We start from the raw sequence: 14,452 nt of genomic DNA, 5'->3' as shown, positions 1-14,452 counted from the left end.
GCGTTCGTGGCCCGGCCCGACCGCGGCGGACCGGTCAGCGCGCCAGGAGACCGATGACCTGCGAGGCGACCTGGTCGGCGCTCATCGCCCCGGTCCAGATCCGCAGTTCTTCCAGGGCGCCGGGCAGATAGCGACCCGTGGTGCCGCTCTTGGAGCCGCGGCCCACCGCGATCGCACCGGCGCCCTGCTGGGCCGCGGTGAACCCGGAGTCGGTCTCAGCGGGTTGGTCGAACTGGCCCACGTACAGGTGGAGCCTGCCGTAGCGGGTCTCCGACGTGGCGGCGTCCGCGGGATCGGTCCACTCCCAGGCCTCCTGCGCGTCGAAGACGCCGGTGACCTGGACCCAGGTGTCGGTCTCGGCGATGTCCCCGCCGGGCACCTGGGCGCTCTGCGTGACCTTGCCGTCGGTGCCCACCGCCGTGCGGGTGAACTTCCACTGGTAGACGCCGGCCGCCGGCTTGACCACCGACAGGGCCCAGGAGGACTCCCCCGCCGAGGCCTGCTGGCCCGCGACCTGTGCTTCGTAGCCCACCGGCTTGGCCGCGAGTTTCACCGAGTCCAGCTGGACCCTGGCCGTCGCCGTGAAGGAGCCGGATTCGTCCGTCACCGGGCCGGTGGCCGACGCGTGGCCAGCGGTGCCGTCGAGGACGAGACCGCTCTGGTCGTCCAGCGTCGCGCCCGTGGCCGACAGCTTCAGCGCCGGAACGGGGTACGCGGTCAGCTCGCTGAGCTCGGTGCCGGTCGAGCCCGCCGCGTCCCAGTGCGCCACCAACTCGTTGGCCGGGACGCTGTCCTCCAGCAGCTGGGCCTCCTGGGCGACCTCGTCCCCGGTCAGCGCGCGCTGCCAGACGGAGACCTCGTCGAGCCGGCCCCGGTAGTTCTCGCCCCAGACCCCGCCGACGAAGGAGCGGCCGAACTGCAGGCCGCCCGAGGACACCCACGGGGTGTACGCGGTCGACACCGCGTCGAGCACGACCGGCTTGCCCTGGGGGCGTCCGTTGACGAACAGCTGGATGGTGTCGTTCGTCTTGTCGGTGTCGCCCTTGGTGTCGAAGACTCCCGTGAGGTGCGTCCACACCCGCAGCGGCGGCTCGCCGCTCTCGGACAGCGAGCGCAGGTACACCGCGTTGCTGCCGGTGTCGGTCGCCGTGCGGTTGAACACCCACTTCTTGTACGACGCCGAGTAGTACAGCGTGAACGCCGAGGCGTTCGTGCCGGGCGCCGCGAGCACCACCTTGGTGGACGAGGTGTCGGTCAGGAAGGCCCACGCCGAGATGGAGAAGGAGTCCTTGGTATTGACCGCCGGCGCCGCGGTGGCCGCGTAGCCGTCGCGCGGACTGTCGGCACTGGCGGAGTCGTTGAGGTAGAGCGAGTAGTCGGTGTCACCCCGTCGTGCGAGGGTCGACCAGCCCGCTCGGGCCGTCTGGAGGACGGCGTCGTGCCGGGTGCCCTCCGTCGCCGTGTCCTTCGCGACCGTCACCCCGGACCCGGGCGCGCCGTCGTCGAAGTGCCATCGGCCGACCGGACCCGCCGCCGGGGAGACCTTGAAGGTGAACTCCGCCGGGGTGCCCCAGCGGTTGCGCACGTCCCTCGCCTCCACGGACAGCACCTGGGTGCCGGAGAGCGACGGGGTGACGTCGGGGACCGTGACCGTGGAGCCGGTGACCGTCCTGGTCTCCTTGGCGGAGGTCGTCAGCAGCCGCCAGCGGTATCCGGCGATGTCCTTGTCGGCGGCGTTCGGCTTGAAGGTGAAGCTGCCGCGGACGCCCGGACCGCCCCGGCCCTCGCAGAGGTTGGCCGTGCAGGAGGTGTACGGGGAACCGGCGGTGATGACCGGAGCCTTGGGCGCCGTGGAGTCGATCTTGAAGTAGCACCAGGAGGAGTACGAGGAGAACAGGTCGCCCGACTTGCCGCCGTAGGACCAGTGGGACTGGGTGCGCGATCTGAGCCGGTAGAGGCCGCCGTCGGCCCGGTTCGAGGTGCGCACCTTCTCCAGAGTGCCGTCCGGGGACCAGCCGGGTTTGGGCCGGTAGTCGGACCACACCTGGTGCCAGGCGGCGTCGTCACCGCGCTCGACGACGAACTCGGCCTGGAGCGAACCCTCTTCGTCCCCGGCGTGGTGCTCGACGAGCGTCTGCACGGCGGACTGCACCATCGGGTCGACCCGCGTGACGGTCAGCGGGTCGGAGGACGACTTGTTGCAGTACGCGGTGGTGCCGTCCCCCGGGATCACGCCGACGCTGGTGGGCACGCCGGGCTTGTACGCGTAGTTGACCTTCAACTCGGCGTTGTCGTCGAACCTCTTCCAGGCCTCCGGGTCGCCCTCGTCCTTGGCCCGCAGCATCAGCGTCAGGCGCGAGATGCTCCCGTCGGCGAACTTGCGCACCGTGGAGGCGAGGTTCTCGTCGCTCTCCTCCGGGTTGTCGTTGAACTCGACCCAGGCGTCCGGCTGATCGGGGCTGCACTGGCTGCCGCGGCCGTTGGAGACGTACCGGTCGCCCATCTGGTCCAGCTGCGCCGGTCCCGGCCAGCGGGTTCCCTCGGAGATGTTGTTGGTGCGCTCCAGGTCGACCCACTTGGCGTCGCACGAGAAGGACCAGGTCTCGTAGGCCCGGAAGGTGGCGTCGAGGATGTACTTGCCGGCGAGCTTCGACGGGGAGAACTCGAAGTACATGCGGTTCGTGTAGTTGCTGCCGCAGTAATAGGGCCCGGACACGCTGCACTTGCCGACGCCGTAGTCGCCGTTGAACTGCCAGAACTTGTCGCCGTCGGAGGACAGCACGGTGCGCTCGGAGACGCCCAGGCCGATCGAGGGGTCGATCCGTACCGGATAGACGGTGTCCTCGCCCCGCAGCAGGCCGAGGTCGGGCTTCACGGACACCGTGTCGCCGTTCACGTGGACCGGCATCACGGCGCTCGCGTCACCGGCGCGGGGCTGGGTGCCCTCCTCGACGGGGTCGGGCTCCGCCGTCGCGGGGGTGGCCGCGGCGGTGCGTGCCGACGTCGTGCCGGACGGTCCCTCGGCCTCGCTCGCGGAGTCCCACATCTGTCCGGCGGGACCCTTGAAGACGGTGTTGCCGTTCTGGTCCACGGCGCGCAGTCCGCCCCCGGCGCCCGGCACGATCTCCAGGCCGTCCGAGTGGGCGGTGAGCTCCACCTTCTCGAGCGCCTGCTCGGCCGCGGCCTCGGCGGACTTGACCACGAGCACCTCGCGGTATCCCTCCGCGGTCGCGGTCAGCTCCAGGTCGACGCCGTCGAACACGTCCGCGTAGACGGCCTTCGCGCCGTCTAGGCGGGGTGCGGGCAGCCGGTCCGCCCAGCCGAGCCGCAGGCTGCCCTGGCCGCTGCCGATCTCGATCAGCTTCGCGCCGTCGCCGCCTCCGGAGAAGGCCAGGTCCACCACGGCCGACCTGGGCCCGACCGTGCCGTCAGGCCGCTTCTCCAGTGTGGCGTCCACGGCGTGCCAGCTTCCGTCGTCCGCCCGCACACGCTGCGGCACGGCGGACTGCGTGAAGTTGTACGTACCGTCCGGGTTGGCCAAGGTCGTGGAGTACTCGGTGCGTTCGCCGACCACCTCCACCGGCTCGCCCGTCGCGGCCGCGCGCGCCGTCGCCGCCTCGTGCGTCATGGCCGGTCCCGCGGCGGACCGCGGTCCCGCCTGGGCGGCCGCGGCCGTCACCCCGATGACCGGTAGTGACGCGAAGAGCGCGAGCGCCGTGACCCCGGCCACTCCTCCCCGTCCGCGCCGCCCGTTTCCCGTCGATGTGCGCCACCTGCGTCTTCGCACTTCCCCCACCCAACTTCACGCTTCCTGCAAATGTGTTGGGTCAGTAGATGAAGAAATGATGAGAGTGGTCAAGGCGTTACTGTGCGTGAGAACGGGGCGGGTGATCAGCTTATGTCCGGGCTCGCCCGCCTTCTCCGTCCCCGGGAGCGACCGCGGGGCGCCGTCTCAGGGGGTCGGCTCCACCGGGGGTCGATCACGGCCGGAGCGATCGTCGAGCGGACCGGCGGGCGCGGGCGCTCCGACCGCGCGGGCACAGGCCCGGAACGCGGCGCGGCCCGGTCGCTCGATGCGACCGGGCCACGTTCGCCCTAGAGAGGGGAGGGCTCGGGGTCCGGCGGGGTCGGGTCGGGGTCCGGAGTGGGCCCCGGCGGGGCCGGCGCGGGCGGCGGCTGCGGCACGGGCCGCGGCATCGGCGTCGGCAGCGGGTCGGGCAGCGGCCCCGGGTCCGGGACGTCCGGTCCGGGGCCCGGACTCGGGCCGGGGCCCGGTGTGGGACCGGGCGGGACGGGGTCGGGGAACGGCTGGGTCATGGCGATGCCTCCAGCGTTTCGGAGGGGTGAGGCCCACCGCCCGGTACGGCGGTGGATCTCCACTGTCTCCCGGGGCGCGTTCCCACGCCCGCCGGGTCCACGCGTCCTTTGGGCCGTTCGCGTGCGTCGGACGGCAGGCGGGGCGGCCACGAGCACCGCGCACAGGGCCGTCCGCGTCAGCCGCCCCGGAGGCGTCAGCCGTCGTCGCGCACCAGTCGCACGACCGGGATGTCGCGTGCGGTCTTGCGCTGGTACTCGGCGTAGGGCGGGAACAACGCGACGAGCGAGTCCCAGACGCGGGCCTTGTCCTCGGGCGAGAGGGTCTCGGCGCGCGCGGTGAACCGCTCGGTCTCGACGCGCAGCCGCACCTCCGGGTTCTCCACGAGGTTCAGGTACCACAGGGGGTGCTGGTCCGAGCCGCCGTACGAGGCGACGATCAGCAGGTCGTCGCCGTCCCGTCCGTAGATGAGGACGGTGCGGCGCCACTGCCCGGACCTGCGGCCCCGGTAGTCGAGGAGCAGACAGGGGGCGCCCTGGACCGTGAGGCCCTCGGTGCCGCCGGACTCCTCGTAGACGCGGGCCTGCTCGGCGACCCATCCGGTGGGGCTGACGACGACGTCGGTCATGGGCGGTTCCTCGTCACTCGGCTGCGATGCGGACAACTACCCTCCACTCAAGCACGCGCGGCCCGCGCGCATTCCGCCGCCGCGGCCGCGAGTCCGGGGCCCGGGCTGGAGAGGACGGGGACGGTGGTGCGGGTGCGTCCGGCGGCGCCGGCCAGGGACGCCTGGGCGAGGACGACCACGTCGGCGTCCGCCTCGGTGACGGTGTCGAGGGCGGCGGCGACCCGGTCGAGGTAGGCGTCGTGCTCACCGGCGAGGAACAGCTCCCAGGCGTCCTGGACCAGCAGGGTCCGCGGGTCGACGGGCCGTCCGGCGCGGGCGGCCTCCTCCGCGAGGAGGGCGGTGGTCGGGGCCAGGGTGCTGCGGGTGGTGGCGACGACGACGACCCGGGGTCCCGCGGCGACCGCGCGCGCCGCCATCGGCCGGTCGACCCGGAGCACGGGCACGCCGGCCGCCGCGGCCTGCCCCTCGGCGACGGCGCCGATGCTGGAGCAGGTGCACAGGACGGCGTCGGCCCCGTCGGCGGCGGCGGCCTCCAGGAGCGTACGGACGTCGTCGGCGACGGAGCCCGGGCCCGCGGCGCGGGCCCGCTCCAGGAGTTCCTCGCGGACGAGGTGCCGCAGCGCGAGGCCGGGGTGGGCGGCGTCGCGCAGGCCGTCGAAGACGGGGACGTGGACGGGCGAGGTGTGCAGCAGCGCCAACTTCATGCCCGGCACCCTACGCAGCGCACGCGGCGCCGGCCGCGCGGGTCACCACAGCTCCGGGCGGTCGGCGACGGCCGCCCGCGCGGCGTCGACGAGGGCGCCGGGGGCCTGCGGCGCCTCACCGGGATGCCGGGCCGCCCACCGGACGACGAACGAGCACAGCGGTACGACCGCGATCGCCTCCCGGGCGGCGGTCGCGTACAGCGCGCGGGCGAGGGAACCGCCGACGCCCTTCCCCTCGTGCGCGGGCGGCACGACGGTGTGCACCGCGACGAGGGCGCGCCGCGGCTCCTCCAGCACGAAGTACTGGAGGTGTCCGGCGAGTTCACCTTCCGCGCCGCCGACGCGGGCACGCAGGAACCCGGCGGCGCGGTCGTCGTCGATCACGATGTCGGTCATGGGGCCTCCCGGACGGATGTCTGTCGGACCAGTCTGGAAGCGATCCCGGCCCGGCGCGATCCGGACGACGGGCGCCGCCCGGTCGAGATCGTCGCCGACCGCGCTCCCGGCCGGCATGCAGACGGCCGGGCCGGGCGCGGCCCCGCGGTGACCACACCATTCTTGCCGGTCGAGGGGTTCCATCGATGTACGCAGATCGCGACCCGCCCGCCTGACGCCTCGTCAAAAATCCCCACAAACAACCCGATTCGCCGATCGAGTGGGCCCGGTGGGGCCGGAGGAGAAGTTCTGACGCGGAGTCTGTACAGCGGACTTACAGCGTTGTAAAAGGCAGGCAGCACCCAAGCAGTCCGGACCCGACCGCCACTCCGCGGAATCCGACGAAGGAGCACCCCCATGCCCTTGCGCCCCACCGGGTTAAGACCCGCCGGGTTGAGACCCGCCGGTATCCTGCTGGCCGTTCTCGCCCTCTTCCTGGGCGGTGTCACGACGCTCGCCCCGGCGGCCGCGGCGGCGCCGGCCGCCTGGACGCCCAAGCCCGCGCCCATGACGACCCCGTGGACCGCCCAGGTCTCCCGGGACAACCCGCTGCCGGAGTATCCGAGGCCGCAGCTGACCCGGCCCGACTGGGCCAATCTCAACGGGATCTGGGACTTCGCCGTCACCGGGAGGGACGCCGGGCAGCCCGCGTCCTTCACCGACCAGATCCGGGTGCCGTTCGTCGCGGAGTCCGCCCTCTCCGGCATCCAGCGCAAGATCACCGAGAACGACAAGCTCTGGTACAAGCGCACCTTCACCGTCCCGGCCGGCTGGAACGGCCGCCGGGTCCAGCTCAACTTCGGTGCGAGCGACTGGCGTACGACGGTGTGGGTGAACGGCCAGCAGGCCGGAGCCGTCCACAGCGGCGGCTACGACGCGTTCGGCTACGACATCACGCCGCTGCTGAACGGCGGCACCAACACCCTCGTCGTCTCGGTCTTCGACCCCACCCAGACCGGCGGCCAGGCCGTCGGCAAGCAGCGCATCAACGACGTGACACCGCACCCCGGGGGCGGCATCTTCTACACGGCCGCGTCCGGCATCTGGCAGACCGTGTGGCTGGAGCCGACCGCCGCCGCGCACGTCACCCGGCTCGACATGGTGCCCCGGCTGTCCGATTCGACCCTGCGGGTGACGGTCCAGGGGGCGGGCGTCAGCGGCCAGAGCGCCCGGGTCACGGTCTCCTCCGCGGGCACGACGGTCGGCACGGCGACCGGCGCGGTCGGCGCGGAGCTGACGGTGCGGATCACCAACCCGCACCTGTGGTCGCCGGACGACCCGTTCCTGTACGACGTGCGGGCCGAACTCGTCTCCGGGTCCACGGTCGTCGACTCCGTCGGCTCGTACACGGGGATGCGGTCGATCGCGCGGGCCTCGGTGGGCGGCAAGCAGCGGCTGCTGCTCAACGGCAGGTTCGTCTTCCAGACCGGCACCCTGGACCAGGGCTACTGGCCGGACGGCATCTACACCGCGCCGACCGACGACGCCCTGAAGTACGACCTCCAGAAGCACAAGGACCTCGGCTTCAACATGGTCCGCAAGCACATCAAGGTGGAGCCGCAGCGCTGGTTCTACTGGGCCGACAGGCTGGGCCTGCTGGTGTGGCAGGACATGCCCGCGATGGACACCCGCACCCCGGACACGGCCGCCCGCACCCAGTGGGAGGCGGAGTTCGACCAGATCGTCGACGAGCACCGCAGTTCGCCGTCGCTGGTGATGTGGGTCGACGAGAACGAGGGCTGGGGCCAGTACGACCAGGCCCGCATCGCCGACAAGGTGAAGGCGGCCGACCCCTCCCGGCTCGTCGACAACATGAGCGGCGTCAACTGCTGCGGCGCGGTCGACGGCGGCAACGGCGACGTGGTCGACCACCACGTGTACGTCGGTCCGGGCGTCACCTCGCCGTCCGCCACCCGGGCGGCCGTGCTCGGTGAGTACGGCGGGCTCGGCCGGCGGGTGTCCGGGCACGAGTGGTCGCCGGGCAACGGCTTCTCGTACGAGGACCAGGCCGACGCCGCGCATCTGAACAACCGGTTCGTCGGACTGCTCGACGCGCTGCGGCTGCAACAGATGCCGGCCGGGCTCTCGGCCTCCGTATATACGGAGATCACCGACGTCGAGAACGAGGTCAACGGGCTCCTGACCTACGACCGCCAGGTGGTCAAGGTCGACGAGGCCCGGGTCAGGGCCGCCAACCAGGCGCTGATCGCGGCCTCCGCGAATCCGGGCGGGCCGACGACGCTGCCCACCGGCCCGAGGTCGCTGCGGGTCACCACCCCCGGCTACACCGACCGCTACCTGCGGCACCGGGACGGCCTCGCCTACACGGACGTCGTCACGTCGGCCAGTGACGGCCTGCTGAAGAACGACGCCACCTGGCGGATCGTGCCGGGCCTGTCCGACGGCTCGTGCTACTCGTTCGAGTCGCGCAACTACCCGGGCGAGTACCTGCGCCACCGCGACTTCCGGGTCCACCGGGAGGCGGGGGACGGTTCGGCGCTGTTCCGGGCGGACGCCACGTTCTGCGCGGTCCCCGGGCAGGGCGGCGTCCGGCTGATGGCGCAGAACTATCCGGGCCAGTATCTGCGGCACTACAACGCCGAGGTCCATCTGGCCGTACCCGGCGGATCGCGGGCCGCGGACAGCCCGCAGCTGTTCACCGAGGACACCACCTGGGCCGTGGAGGCGCCCTGGGCCCCCTGACGGCAAGGGGCCCCGCGGGCGCCGGACCGCCCGGTCCGGCGCCCGCGCACGCCCCGGGAGCCGCCCCCGCCCCGGCCCGGGGCGGGCAGGAGCCACGATCGCGGTGCGCCTGCCGCACACTGGACCCTTACGTGGCTTCTGACGAAGGACTTGTCTCATGACCGACCGACCTTTGACGCTCATGGCGGTGCACGCCCACCCCGACGACGAGGCCACCAGCACCGGAGGGGTCCTCGCGCGGTACGCGGCGGAGGGCATGCGCACGGTTCTGGTGACGTGTACCGACGGCGCCTGCGGGGACGGGCCGGGCGGGGTCAAACCGGGTGATCCCGGCCACGACCCGGCGGCCGTCGCCCGGATGCGCCGCCAGGAGCTGGAGGCGAGCCGCGAGGTGTTGGGGATCAGCGATCTGGAGACGCTCGACTACGGCGACTCCGGCATGATGGGCTGGCCGAGCAACGACGCCCCCGGCGCCTTCTGGCAGACCCCCGTGGAGAAGGGCGCGGCCCGGCTCGCGGAGCTGATGGAGCACTACCGGCCGGACGTCGTCGTCACCTACGACGAGAACGGCTTCTACGGCCACCCGGACCACATCCAGGCCCACCGCATCACGATGGCGGCGCTCGGCCTGACGTCGCTGACCCCGAAGGTGTACTGGACCACGATGCCCCGCTCGGGCATGCAGCGGTTCGGGGAGATCATCCGCGAGTTCCACCCGGACATGCCGGAGCCGGATCCCGCCGAGGCCGCCGCGATGGCCGAGATCGGCCTCCCGGACGACGAGATCACCACCTGGGTCGACACCACGCCGTACAGCGGCCAGAAGTTCGACTCGCTCGCCGCCCACGCCAGTCAGGGCGAGAACATCTTCTTCCTGAAGATGGGCAAGGAGCGGTTCGCCGACTTCATGGGCGTGGAGACGTTCGTCCGGGTCCGGGACACCACCGGCGCGGCCGTCCCGGAGAACGACCTCTTCGCCGGTCTGCGCTGACCGGGACGCTCACATCAGCGAGCTGATGGCCGTGACGGCGGAGTCGAGCGTCGAGGACACGGCGGACGCCGCCGACGTACCCGCCAGGTAGAAGCCGAAGGCCGCGCCCACGGCGATGTGGGAGAGCTTGCCCCCGCCTTTTCGCAGCAGGAAGAACACCGCGACGATCAGGATGAGGATCACGGGCAGATGCAGGGCGTCCATCGTTGTCACCTCGGGTCCCGGCCTGGTTCGACGCCCCCGCGCGTCGGCGACAGCTTCGTGCCGGGCGCTGCCACATCCGCCAGGCTATGACCGGCCCGTCACTCCCGCCACCCGGGTGAACACGGAGCGCGAGGGCGGGCCCGCGGCGGTACGCCGTAGGGTCCGCCCCATGGATCTTCCCGACATCGCCGAGGACCGGCTGGCCGGCACCTGGCACATCGTGTGCTCGTCGTTCCCGATGTGGCAGGGCGGCCGGCGCACCGACGCGACCTTCACCTACACCCCGCTGGAGCGGGGCGGCGCCGGCCCGCCGCGGCTGGCCGACGACGTCGGCTACCGCACCGGCGGCGGGCGGCGGCGCCGCATCCGCGGCGTCGACACCCGGCTCACCGCCCGCCCGGGGACGGTGTACCGCTGGCGGGGGCGCGGGCCGCTCGCCCTCCTGTCGAGCGAGTGGGAGGTGCGCGAGATCGGCGCCGACGACGCCTGGGCGGTCATCGTCTTCAGCCGATCCCTGGTGACACCGGCCGGGGCCGACGTCGTCGTGCGCGCCGACCGGCTCACCGATCCCGAGGTGCTCGCGCAGTCGCTGGCGGCCGGGGTCCGCCACGAGGCACCGCCGGTGGCACGGCCCGCGCAGGGCCGTTGATCCCCCTGTCGGGCCTCGCGGCGGGTCCGCGGGTCAGCGCCGGTGCGCCGCGGGCGCGGCGGTGAGGGTGAGGGTCTGTTCGGCGGCGGTGCGGCCGTCGCCGGTCCTCCTCGCCGCGGTGTCCGTCCAGGCCCGTACGGGGGTGGTCTCGGCGGTCCGGTCCGGGTGGCCGGAGAGGCCGACGACGAGTCCGCTGTAGCGGTTGAACAGGCGGAAGGTGCCGGTCGGCGTGCCGTCGGGGCGGGTGGAGGGGATGACGAACCATTGCTGTCCGACGGTGGGGCCGCCGGCCGGGGCGTCGGTCGCGGTGGGGGCCGCGCCCCAGGCGCGTCCGGCGTCGCGGGTCGCGTCGACGCCGAGGAGCTGACCGGTGGCCGCGTTGGCGATGCGGTAGGAGCCGTCGCCCCGGGAGGTGAAGACCCAGCGGCCCCGCGCCGTGCTCGCGCCGCCCGCCGTGGAGGTGGTCCGCGTGCTGCCGGAGACCTGGGTGAGGCGGCGGCCGGCACCGCTGGCGACGGTGTAGGCGGCGCCCGAGGCGACGGGGGCGGCCGGGGTGTCCGTGTCGACGGTCGTCTCGTAGTACTCGCCGGACACGCCGTTCGAGCACTGGAACGAGCAGTAGCTGCGGAACGTCCTGCCGACGACGGCGGAGCCGGTCCGGTTCACGGAGTCGAGCATCCAGCGGTACCAGGAGCCGGTGCGGTAGTCGCCGGTGTCGCCGAGCAGCCGCCACTTCTGGGTGGCGAGGTCGTCGGTGACGTAGAGGCGCTGCGGTTCGCTGGAGTCCTGGACGACGGCCTCGGGCTGGCCGATGTACCGGCCCAGGTGGGCGTCGTAGGCGATGTTCATCGTCAACAGGTCCGACTTCGAGGGGAGTTCACCGGCCGCCTGCTGCTCGGCGACGGTTCCCGCGTTGTCCGGGTCGTAGTCGTGCTCGGGGGCGACGTACCCGGTGGGGTGGGCGGCGTCGACGGGTTCCATGGTGCTCTCCCGGCCGCCGAGTCCGGGCTGCGACCAGGCGCCGTCGTACCACTTGCGCCAGGAGCCGGGCGCCATCTTCGCGGACATCGGGGCGCGGGCCACGTGCGCCAGGCTGCCGTCGGTCCAGCCCCCGGGGACGCCGCCCTTCGGGATCACGCGGGAGTTGTAGAAGACGTAGAAGTAGCCGGAGGCGGTGTCCACGAACAGGCGCGGGTCGCCGTCGCCGTAGGAGTAGGTCTCGTGCGGGAACGCGGTGTCGTCGCCGCGCCGGGTGCTGTAGGGCGAGGTCAGGACATGGTTCTTGATGTCCCAGGTCCTGCCCCGGTCGGTCGAGACGGCGTAGTCGATCGCGTCGTAGTGCAGCCCGTCGCCGAACGGGCTCGGGGTGAACTCGTTGTGCACCAGGCCGTACCAGTCGCCCGAGTCGGGATCGATCCAGACGCCCATCAGGTCGCAGTAGTTCCTGCGCGCGTAGCTGGACGTGTCGGGGGCGGGTGTCGCCTGACGGCCGGTGGGGCCGTTGTCGCAGCGCCAGGTGGTGTCGTCGTTGCGGTCGTCGGGGTTCGCCGGGTTCACGGCGTCGCTCAGCGCGGCGTCGCGGGTCGCCGTGTCGAAGTCGGCACCGCGGTAGAAGGTCCACTCCCGGGGGTCGTCGGCGCCGTACAGGGCGTGCGCGGACTGGAAGTGGAAGCTGCCGTCCTTGTCGATGTACGGCGTGGCGGGGCTGTCGTCCGGGTGGCTCCAGGCGCCCCTGGCCCCGACGGAGACCGTGTAGGCGGGGTCGGCGGCGGACGCCGGGACGGTGGCGGGCCCGGCGAGCAGCACCGCGCTCACGGCGGCCGACGCCAAGACGGCCCTGATTCTGGGACGAACGGGCACAACTGCTCCTCTCCTGCCTGAACGGGCCGTGGGGGCGGGGCCGTTCAGGAGAGCGAGACCACGGGGCGTGATTTAGTTCGACTAGGATCCGAACTAATACGGGGGCTGTCAAGCGATCCGCCGCTCCGCCCCGGTGGCACCTCGATCGGGCTGCCCGGCGGCGGAGTTGTCACTATGGAGCGACCACGGGGCGGCGCACCGCGCACCGGCCACCGTGGACGAAAGGGCATGGGTGAGCACGAAGTGACCGATCTCGGTACGGCGGTCGCCGAGGCCCCCGGCACCCGGGGCCGCGCCTCGATCCGGCGCACGAACCTCGGCGCGGTGCTGGGGCTGCTGCGCGACAACGGCCCGCGCTCGCGCGCCCAGATCGCCACCGACACCGCGCTGCCGAAGCCGACGGTGACCAGCCTCGTCGCCGAACTCGTCGGGCTCGGCCTGGTCCGTGAGGGGCCCACGCGGCGCGAGGGGGCGGTGGGCCGGCCGGGCACGCTGGTGCACCTGGACGGCGGCGGTCTGTGCGGGATCGGCGTGGAGATCAGCACGAGTTACGTCCATGTGCTGGCCCTGGCACTGGACGGCACCGAGGTCCACGCGCACCGGGTGCCGCTCGCGGTGAGGGACCGGGGCCCGGACGCCGTACTGGACTTGACGGCCCGTCTTGTCGGCGACTGCCGCTCCGCGCTGGAGCGTGCGGGGCGGCGCCCGGTCGGGCTCACGCTCGCGGTGCCGGGCGTCGTGGACCGGGCGTCGGCGACCGTGACCTTCGCCCCGGGCATCGGCTGGCGCGACGTGGCCGTGGCCGAGGAGCTGCGGGCCCGCCTCGACCGGGCCGGCCACCGGACGCTGCCGCCGATCGCGCTGGACAACGACGCGAAGCTGGCCGCGCTGGCCGAGTACGCGCAGGTCCGCGGCTCCGGGGTGCGCGACATGCTCTCCCTGACCGGGGAGCGGGGCATCGGCGCCGGCATCGTCAACGACGGGCGGCTGCTGCGCGGCGCCGACGGATTCGCGGGCGAGGTCGGCCACATGCCGCTCGATCCCGCCCGCGACCCGTGCGTCTGCGGCCGGCACGGCTGCTGGGAGACGATGGTCGGCCTCGACGCCATCCTGCGGCTCGCGGCGCGCGGCAGCGATCCGCTGCACGATCCGGACGTGGCCCTGGAGACCCGGCTCGCGGACCTGCGCGGCCGCGCCGAGGCGGGCGAGCCGCGCGCCCTGGAGGCGCTGGACCGGGTCGCCCACGACCTGGGCCTCGGCCTGGCCCTGCTGGCCGACGTCCTCAACCCCCGACTGGTCGTCCTCGGCGGCTACTTCACGTACATCGGCGATCTGTTCCTCGACCGGCTGCACGTCATGCTCCGCACGCGCGTGATGGCGCCGCGCGCGGCCGGCTGCGAAGTGCGCCTGTCCGCCCTGGGGTTCACGGCGGCGGCGCGCGGCGGGGCCCATCTCGCGCTCGACGCGGTGTACACCCGACCGGTTCCCTGACGCGGGGTGACGGCGGTCGGCGGCCGGAGTCCTCGGGGCTCGACTTTCTTACTTACTGGTAAGTAAGATCGTTCGTCCGTCGCCGACGTCTCCGGAGGACCCCTTGCGCCGCGCACCTTCCCACCAGCTCCTCGCCGGCCTGCTCGCCGGGGCGGGCGTCTCCCATCTCCTGCTGCCGGGCCCGTTCGACGCGATGGTGCCGCGCGTCCTGCCCGGCCCGCCGCGCGCCTGGACCTATGCCAGCGGCGCCGTGGAACTGGCCCTGGCGGCGGGGGTCGCGCTCCCCCGCACCCGGGCCCGCGCGGCCACCGCCGCCGCCGCGTTCTTCGTCGCCGTGCTGCCCGCGAACATCCAGATGGCCGCCGACTGGGACGAGCGGCCCGCCCCGCTGCGGAAGGCGGCGCGGGCGCGGGTGCCGCTCCAGGTCCCGCTGGTGCTGTGGGCGCGCAAGGTGGCGCGGGACGCGGCCTGA

The 14,452-nt window shown here is 73.1% G+C and carries 11 protein-coding genes; 5 read left to right on the top strand and 6 right to left on the bottom strand.

Going from position 1 to position 14,452, the window contains the following annotated elements:
• Positions 1 to 34: 34 nt before the first annotated feature.
• The 4 genes from ACIP5K_RS16025 to ACIP5K_RS16010 form a co-directional block, all read right to left on the bottom strand.
• Positions 35 to 3,628, bottom strand: a complete 3,594-nt coding sequence (locus tag ACIP5K_RS16025) for a LamG domain-containing protein (protein WP_401410221.1) — start codon at positions 3,626 to 3,628, stop codon at positions 35 to 37.
• Positions 3,629 to 4,511: 883 nt separating this feature from the next.
• Complete coding sequence (locus tag ACIP5K_RS16020) at positions 4,512 to 4,943, bottom strand: nitroreductase family deazaflavin-dependent oxidoreductase (protein WP_401409819.1); 432 nt, start codon at positions 4,941 to 4,943, stop codon at positions 4,512 to 4,514.
• Positions 4,944 to 4,990: 47 nt separating this feature from the next.
• Positions 4,991 to 5,647, bottom strand: coding sequence for an aspartate/glutamate racemase family protein (locus tag ACIP5K_RS16015; RefSeq protein ID WP_401409817.1), 657 nt, complete (start codon positions 5,645 to 5,647; stop codon positions 4,991 to 4,993).
• A 42-nt stretch (positions 5,648 to 5,689) separates the two neighbouring features.
• Positions 5,690 to 6,043, bottom strand: a complete 354-nt coding sequence (locus ACIP5K_RS16010) for a GNAT family N-acetyltransferase (protein WP_401409815.1) — start codon at positions 6,041 to 6,043, stop codon at positions 5,690 to 5,692.
• A 396-nt stretch (positions 6,044 to 6,439) separates the two neighbouring features.
• Between ACIP5K_RS16010 and ACIP5K_RS16005 the strand changes: the two genes are divergently transcribed.
• Together ACIP5K_RS16005 and ACIP5K_RS16000 are read left to right on the top strand one after the other, a co-directional pair.
• Positions 6,440 to 8,785: an AbfB domain-containing protein gene (locus ACIP5K_RS16005; protein ID WP_401409813.1), complete on the top strand. Its 2,346-nt coding sequence runs from the start codon at positions 6,440 to 6,442 to the stop codon at positions 8,783 to 8,785.
• Positions 8,786 to 8,942: 157 nt separating this feature from the next.
• Positions 8,943 to 9,776, top strand: a complete 834-nt coding sequence (locus tag ACIP5K_RS16000) for a PIG-L family deacetylase (RefSeq protein WP_401409811.1) — start codon at positions 8,943 to 8,945, stop codon at positions 9,774 to 9,776.
• Between the two features lie 9 nt (positions 9,777 to 9,785).
• Here ACIP5K_RS16000 and ACIP5K_RS15995 read toward each other — a convergent pair whose 3' ends face one another.
• On the bottom strand, positions 9,786 to 9,980 hold the full coding sequence (locus ACIP5K_RS15995) for a DUF2304 domain-containing protein (RefSeq protein WP_401409809.1): 195 nt from the start codon (positions 9,978 to 9,980) through the stop codon (positions 9,786 to 9,788).
• Between the two features lie 169 nt (positions 9,981 to 10,149).
• Between ACIP5K_RS15995 and ACIP5K_RS15990 the strand changes: the two genes are divergently transcribed.
• On the top strand, positions 10,150 to 10,629 hold the full coding sequence (locus ACIP5K_RS15990; protein ID WP_401409807.1) for a hypothetical protein: 480 nt from the start codon (positions 10,150 to 10,152) through the stop codon (positions 10,627 to 10,629).
• Positions 10,630 to 10,662: 33 nt separating this feature from the next.
• On the opposite strand, the gene ACIP5K_RS15985 is transcribed toward ACIP5K_RS15990, so the two are convergent.
• A complete protein-coding gene (locus tag ACIP5K_RS15985; RefSeq protein WP_401409805.1) occupies positions 10,663 to 12,459 on the bottom strand; it encodes an RICIN domain-containing protein in 1,797 nt (598 codons plus the stop codon).
• Positions 12,460 to 12,717: 258 nt separating this feature from the next.
• On the opposite strand from ACIP5K_RS15985, the gene ACIP5K_RS15980 reads away from it, so the two are divergent.
• Positions 12,718 to 13,980, top strand: a complete 1,263-nt coding sequence (locus ACIP5K_RS15980; RefSeq protein ID WP_401409803.1) for an ROK family protein — start codon at positions 12,718 to 12,720, stop codon at positions 13,978 to 13,980.
• 103 nt (positions 13,981 to 14,083) lie between these two features.
• A complete protein-coding gene (locus ACIP5K_RS15975) occupies positions 14,084 to 14,452 on the top strand; it encodes a hypothetical protein (protein ID WP_401409801.1) in 369 nt (122 codons plus the stop codon).

Source organism: Streptomyces sp. NPDC088785, from assembly GCF_044750685.1.
Lineage (GTDB): Bacteria > Actinomycetota > Actinomycetes > Streptomycetales > Streptomycetaceae > Streptomyces.
This window is presented reverse-complemented; position numbering and strand designations above follow the sequence as displayed.

Coding starts and splice junctions, on each gene's coding strand:
- ACIP5K_RS16025 (WP_401410221.1), bottom strand. CDS start 3,628: ATGACGCACGAGGCGGCGACGGCGCGCGCGGCCGCGACGGGCGAGCCG.
- ACIP5K_RS16020 (WP_401409819.1), bottom strand. CDS start 4,943: ATGACCGACGTCGTCGTCAGCCCCACCGGATGGGTCGCCGAGCAGGCC.
- ACIP5K_RS16015 (WP_401409817.1), bottom strand. CDS start 5,647: ATGAAGTTGGCGCTGCTGCACACCTCGCCCGTCCACGTCCCCGTCTTC.
- ACIP5K_RS16010 (WP_401409815.1), bottom strand. CDS start 6,043: ATGACCGACATCGTGATCGACGACGACCGCGCCGCCGGGTTCCTGCGT.
- ACIP5K_RS16005 (WP_401409813.1), top strand. CDS start 6,440: ATGCCCTTGCGCCCCACCGGGTTAAGACCCGCCGGGTTGAGACCCGCC.
- ACIP5K_RS16000 (WP_401409811.1), top strand. CDS start 8,943: ATGACCGACCGACCTTTGACGCTCATGGCGGTGCACGCCCACCCCGAC.
- ACIP5K_RS15995 (WP_401409809.1), bottom strand. CDS start 9,980: ATGGACGCCCTGCATCTGCCCGTGATCCTCATCCTGATCGTCGCGGTG.
- ACIP5K_RS15990 (WP_401409807.1), top strand. CDS start 10,150: ATGGATCTTCCCGACATCGCCGAGGACCGGCTGGCCGGCACCTGGCAC.
- ACIP5K_RS15980 (WP_401409803.1), top strand. CDS start 12,718: ATGGGTGAGCACGAAGTGACCGATCTCGGTACGGCGGTCGCCGAGGCC.